Below are 5168 nucleotides of genomic sequence, written 5' to 3' on the forward strand. Positions count from 1 at the left end.
CAACGATACTTTTCTTCTTTGGTTGATTTGGGCATAGTTTTTGACATATGCCCCCAGAGTAGCAAAAAGTGCAATATGTGTGTGCACATTACCCCCGTTAGTATCGTTTCAGCGGGTTTTTTGGTATACTAAAAACACTATGAAAAAAGGCTACGTTTTTATCATTATTGGCGTTATTGTAGTTGCGGCAATTATTTTTGTTGTGGCACGGCCGAAGCAGTCAGCTCTGACAAATAAGGTTATGGCTGACGACAATTCAGCCAGCTTAATTGTGCCAGACGGCATTGATACGCAAAATATTACTCTCCATCGCCTAACAGCTGCTGAACTGGAATTGCCAACTGACGAAACCGAAGGCATTGCCGCATACGACCTTGGTCCGGACGGAACAAGTTTTGACTCTGACCTTACTTTTACCACGCAAGTATCGGCGCCAGACGGCCTTGTGCCCCGTGTCTATCATATTAGTGAGGGCGAAATGCCGCTTGACGGAGAGGCTAGTGACGCATTGCCTTTCGTAGTTGAAAGCGTTGATAATGTAACCTACACCTACGATGCGGAAAACCAAATGGTCAAAATTGACGCGCCAGTTCGCCATTTCAGCACCATCGTGATAGATAGTTTTAATTATGCTCGTGAAGGCAATAAACTTGCCTTTTTCAAATTCAGCGAATTTGGTGATTCAAAGTTAGTTGGCGAAGGCGTTAAACCGAAAGCGGTTGTGTCAGTTGCCGGAGCGACGGAGCTAAGTTACGGTGAATATCCAGACAACACTACCTACCGTGAAGTCCATGAAGGCGCGGTGACCGGCCGCTGGTTTGTGCCACCAGCTTTTACCTTCAAAATTTACAAACAAAATGATGGCAAGAAAGGGCAGCCGTCATTACGTTTTAGCTTAGTTGAAAATTCTGCCAAATTAAGTAACGGCGTTATCCGACAAGGCAAAAAAAATATTCTCTCTCCCAATCAAGAATTTAAAAACAAACCATCAAGCGCGCCGCTCCAAAGCCAATACAGCATCCCAAGTAGTGAATTCACTTGTGCCAAAGCTGACTACGATTACGTTGAATTTGATGTTAAGCTAAGCTGGCAAGAAAAAGCGGAATTACAACGCGCTTGGGATCCAAAATGGCGCACGCTTTCTATCGCCACCAAAACCGCGACGCTCAAAATGCGGCCGTACGTCCAATGTAAAGCTCCCGCTACGAGTAGTACCAGAACGAATAGTGCCGGTGTATCCATTACCGACCCCGACCCGGATAAACTCAATTGCCAAAGTGTGGAACTGATGAACAAAGAAGCTGGCGGCAAGGAGGAATCAGTTTACAAGCTTAAAGATAATCGCTGCTACACCGCTGATCAATTTACCAAACCAACCCCGCCCGACGCCTGCAAGGAAAACCATTATCATTACACAATCACTTCTTTAGACGGGCATTCACGCAATGATTCCCAGCCCTGCGGCGCGGCGGTTGATTCTGATATTATCAAAAAAGGCACGATTTGGATTAAGCCATAAGCTCGCCGTGGCACGTTGATGCTTTTGCTTAATAATAACGTGGTCTTAAAAAATTAATTAAGTAACACATCTATGGATTTCAAAAAACACACAACGCAAGATAGGCTCGATTATTACAGCTTTATCTGGTCGCAAGCGCGGCTTATCATCGCGGCAGTCGCCTTATTTTTGGGCGGCATACCACCATTTGTCCGCTTTTCACCTTCGGGACTTGCGAGCACCATATTTTCTTTACACACAGTAGCCTATCTCATCTCGGGCGTAGCGGCGGTGTATTTAGTTTACCGCTGGAGCCAAAATAAACAGAGGCTCTTTGGCGGTAAAAACCAAAAGGACACTATCGCTTTTTTTGTCAGTGTTATTTCCGGCATTAATTTAGGCCTTGTCGGCTTACTCGGTACCAATGTCGGCATGTCCATTACTTCAAGCAAAACCGCCTTTGTTATTACCGGCATAATTTACCTCGTGGCGATGCTATATTTGCAACAACGTTGGAAAGCCCACGGACAAAAACTTTTCTAAACTATTAGAATAAAGGGTATTAAACAAAAACGGCTGGATTAAATGCCAACTGTTGTCAAGATCACGAGGTAATGTCCAGTGAAATACTGGCTCCATAAATCTAAAAAATAACTCTATGAAATCATTAATATCTTTCCCAAATCCAATAGGTGTTTAATAATTCCTGCCTAACCTTGAAAGTATCTCCATACTTCAAAAGTTCCTCGTAAGATGCAAGACTTTGCGACTGAGCATTTTTCTTGATTCTGTGCATCATCCGCCGTCTGGTTTTTGCTCGTAAAACCGAATGTTGCGGAAAGCTAACCCAGCCCAAAAAGTCTACGCCTGAAGCTATTGTTTTGATAAATACTTTGTCGGGATGCAATTCTACTTTGAGTTCATCTCGTAAAAATTCCTTGATACGGCATAGAACTTTAAGTAAACTATTTCTATTATTAGATAAAAAAACAAAATCATCGGCATAGCGGATATAATACTTTTCTTTTATGGTGTGCTTGATAAACTGATCAAGCACATTCATATATACATTAACAAATAACTGCGAGGCGAGGTTAGATTCCCCAACGGTAAGCCCTTGGCTGGGCGAACTGAAAAACTGTTAATGATTATGCTAAGAAGTTTTATTACTTCTTTATTAGTAATATATTCACCTAAAATTCCTAAGATGACAGTGTGATCAATACTTTCAAAAAACTTTTTAATATCACACTTCAACACCCAACAGCTAACCGTATTATTTCGGCTTACTTGCCGGCCAAAATGCTTAAACCTGGCAACCGCTTTATGTGTCCCCTTGCCCAGCTGGCACGAATATGAATCAGTAATAAATGTCTTAGCAAAAAACGGGTACAACTGACGGTAGATGGCATGGCAAACCAACCGATCGCGGACACTAGCCTTGTGAATGTGGCGCAATTTCGGATCGGTGATATAAAAACTTTGGTAGCCACCATGGCAATAGCTATGGTTGGCAAGTTAGTCGTGAAGTTGTAAAATGTTATCTATTAGGTTCAGTGAAAACTGCTGCACATCTGGCTTTAATTTTTTCCCAACAACAAATTCACGCCAAGCCGACAGTAAATTGTCGTCTGATATAATATCGTTATAATTAACTAAGCATTGTTTTTTCATATGACCTATAACTCACCCCCCCCCCTTAGCAATTTCGTATGATTTGCCCATACTCCATAAGATGGTTGAAGCGTATAAATCCTGGCACGGATTTCTACCAGATTTTCCTCGACTTTATCGTTACACCTTGGGCACAAAAATAGATACCATTTTTACTGAAATTTTAGAGCTAACTCTTTTGGCTAAATACTCCGACAAAAATAGTAAGGCGCTCTTGATTAGTAAAGCCATTGCTAAATTGGATTCCTTAAAATTCTTTTTGCAGGTTGCCTGGGAAATAAAGGCGTTGGACAATAAAAAGTTTACTCAGCTATCACAGCCACTATTGGAAATCGGACGGATGCTGGGTGGCTGGCGCAAACAGCTGCAAAAATAAACTCCCCAAAACAGCGGGGAAAATAAAAAGACTTGCGGCGGAGCACCCGATCGTTGCCGTTGAAGTCGTTGTCAAGCCAGTTCCGGTTCTGAACCCAGCGGTTGCCGTCCCAGTTGACATAGGCCACGTTCTCGGTGTTGTCAGGGTTGCGCCCAAAACCGTGCAACAGCCGTCCATACCACTGCCCTTCGAATGCTCTTGGGGCTGTATTTTATTTGGAGAAGTTATCTCACCAGCTGTTGGACCAAGTATTTCTATTTTTCAAACAACGATTGACGCGCTAACTGGCAACGTATCGCCAACTATTCTGGTCGCTTCGTTATTTCAGAATTCAACCGCCTGCAACCGTAACCGCAGGCTGTTTCGTTTACTATCCAAAATTATTTTACCATATTTTTTTGAATAAAAAAAATTTCCCCGCACCAACTCTGTTTGAATAGAGTCAGTGCGGGGATACGAACACAAAGGGACATTAGGACTTGAAAGTCCTAAGGGGTAAAGCGTCAAAGCGCTTTACTTGCGGCGGAGCACCCGATCGCTGCCGTAGAAGTCGTGGCCAAGCCAGCTCCGGTACTGAACCCAGCGGTAGCCGTCCCAGTTGACATAGGCCACGTTCTCGGTGTTGTCAGGGTTGCGCCAGTCCGTGAAGATGAAGGCATTGCCCCGAAGAGCTTCCGGGATTTCCTCCTGATGCTTCAGGAAGTGTTGGCCATCGTCCTGACCGAGGTTAGCGCCCATCTTCGTGACGCGCTCGACCATGGTGTGACCGACCACCGATTTCTCGTTTCCCTCGAGGAAGCCGCGGATATCGTAGCTACGGCCGGCGATGGTCATCTCGGTTGGCAGTGTATCCTTCGGCAGATTGCCTTCCACGATTTGCTGCAGAGTAGCAGCTACTACATCGGGATCAAGCGGACTGCCACCATCCTGATCAAGCTGACGCTTGATCTCTCTCATTCTGCGATCAATTTTTCGATACTGACCGCCGGTGACAACGTGAAGTTGCGTCGCCATGACAATTCTCCTTGGTTGTAGATTTAAACGACTATTCGGGATAGTTTCAGGACGGTGCCCTGATAACATCATTATATATCATAAAGCTATATTTTTGTCAAACATTTTTGTCAAACATTTGTACGGTACATTCAAACTTGAAGTGCAACACCTGCTTCTAAATTAATACCCGTTCTCTCATAGAATACAACGTCACGGCATAAGCCGCGGGATAGCGCAACCTAACTGCTGCGTGAAATTTTATTTTCTGTTATACTATCTTTCTATGAATAAACAAGAAACAATAGTATTAGGCGGTGGATGCTTTTGGTGCACCGAAGCCGTTTTTAGTGAGTTAAAAGGTGTCATCTCTGTCGCACCTGGTTACGCTGGGGGGAATACTCAAAATCCCACGTACGAACAAGTCTGTACCGGCGCAACCAACCACGCTGAAGTTATTAGGGTTGAATTTGACCCCGCTCAAATTTCACTTGAAGATATTTTAGAAATATTTTTTGCCACCCACGACCCAACGACGCTAAACCAACAAGGCGCGGATACCGGCACGCAATATCGTTCAGCAATTTATTACACTAGCGATGCTCAAAAAGAAACTATTGAAAAATT

8 protein-coding genes are annotated in these 5168 nt (G+C 43.8%); 5 read left to right on the forward strand and 3 right to left on the reverse strand.

Going from position 1 to position 5168, the window contains the following annotated elements; genetic code table 11:
- The first annotated feature begins 139 nt into the window (after nucleotides 1-139).
- A complete protein-coding gene (locus COT81_01715) occupies nucleotides 140-1519 on the forward strand; it encodes a hypothetical protein (GenBank protein PIS05320.1) in 1380 nt (459 codons plus the stop codon).
- A gap of 72 nt (nucleotides 1520-1591) precedes the next feature.
- Entirely contained in the window at nucleotides 1592-2041 is a 450-nt protein-coding gene (locus COT81_01720) for a hypothetical protein (GenBank protein ID PIS05321.1), read from the forward strand.
- A 124-nt stretch (nucleotides 2042-2165) separates the two neighbouring features.
- Here the strand turns inward: COT81_01720 and COT81_01725 are convergent, their stop codons facing one another.
- On the reverse strand, nucleotides 2166-2561 hold the full coding sequence (locus COT81_01725; protein PIS05322.1) for a hypothetical protein: 396 nt from the start codon (nucleotides 2559-2561) through the stop codon (nucleotides 2166-2168).
- Nucleotides 2558-2971, reverse strand: coding sequence for a hypothetical protein (locus tag COT81_01730; protein PIS05323.1), 414 nt, complete (start codon nucleotides 2969-2971; stop codon nucleotides 2558-2560). Before COT81_01730 ends, COT81_01725 begins: the two co-directional genes overlap by 4 nt.
- A 262-nt stretch (nucleotides 2972-3233) precedes the next feature.
- On the opposite strand from COT81_01730, the gene COT81_01735 reads away from it, so the two are divergent.
- Both COT81_01735 and COT81_01740 read left to right on the forward strand, forming a co-directional pair.
- The gene (locus COT81_01735; GenBank protein PIS05324.1) at nucleotides 3234-3548 is read left to right on the forward strand and encodes a four helix bundle protein; all 315 of its coding nucleotides are present in this window, start codon (nucleotides 3234-3236) and stop codon (nucleotides 3546-3548) included.
- Entirely contained in the window at nucleotides 3520-3954 is a 435-nt protein-coding gene (locus tag COT81_01740; protein ID PIS05325.1) for a hypothetical protein, read from the forward strand. Before COT81_01735 ends, COT81_01740 begins: the two co-directional genes overlap by 29 nt.
- Before the next feature lie 107 nt (nucleotides 3955-4061).
- Here the strand turns inward: COT81_01740 and COT81_01745 are convergent, their stop codons facing one another.
- Nucleotides 4062-4562 carry a hypothetical protein gene (locus COT81_01745; GenBank protein PIS05326.1) on the reverse strand — a complete coding sequence of 167 codons (501 nt, stop codon included), beginning with the start codon at nucleotides 4560-4562 and terminating at the stop codon, nucleotides 4062-4064.
- A gap of 265 nt (nucleotides 4563-4827) precedes the next feature.
- Between COT81_01745 and msrA the strand changes: the two genes are divergently transcribed.
- On the forward strand, nucleotides 4828-5168 hold a 341-nt coding region (msrA, locus tag COT81_01750), incomplete at its 3' end, for a peptide-methionine (S)-S-oxide reductase (protein ID PIS05327.1).

The sequence above is a fragment of the Candidatus Buchananbacteria bacterium CG10_big_fil_rev_8_21_14_0_10_42_9 genome (assembly GCA_002773845.1).
In the GTDB taxonomy this organism is placed as follows: domain Bacteria; phylum Patescibacteriota; class Patescibacteriia; order Buchananbacterales; family 21-14-0-10-42-9; genus 21-14-0-10-42-9.

Bases quoted from the DNA above. Each gene is read 5' to 3' on its own strand.
- COT81_01715 (PIS05320.1), top strand. From the start codon at position 140: ATGAAAAAAGGCTACGTTTTTATCATTATTGGCGTTATTGTAGTTGCG.
- COT81_01720 (PIS05321.1), top strand. From the start codon at position 1,592: ATGGATTTCAAAAAACACACAACGCAAGATAGGCTCGATTATTACAGC.
- COT81_01725 (PIS05322.1), bottom strand. From the start codon at position 2,561: ATGAATGTGCTTGATCAGTTTATCAAGCACACCATAAAAGAAAAGTAT.
- COT81_01735 (PIS05324.1), top strand. From the start codon at position 3,234: ATGGTTGAAGCGTATAAATCCTGGCACGGATTTCTACCAGATTTTCCT.
- COT81_01745 (PIS05326.1), bottom strand. From the start codon at position 4,562: ATGGCGACGCAACTTCACGTTGTCACCGGCGGTCAGTATCGAAAAATT.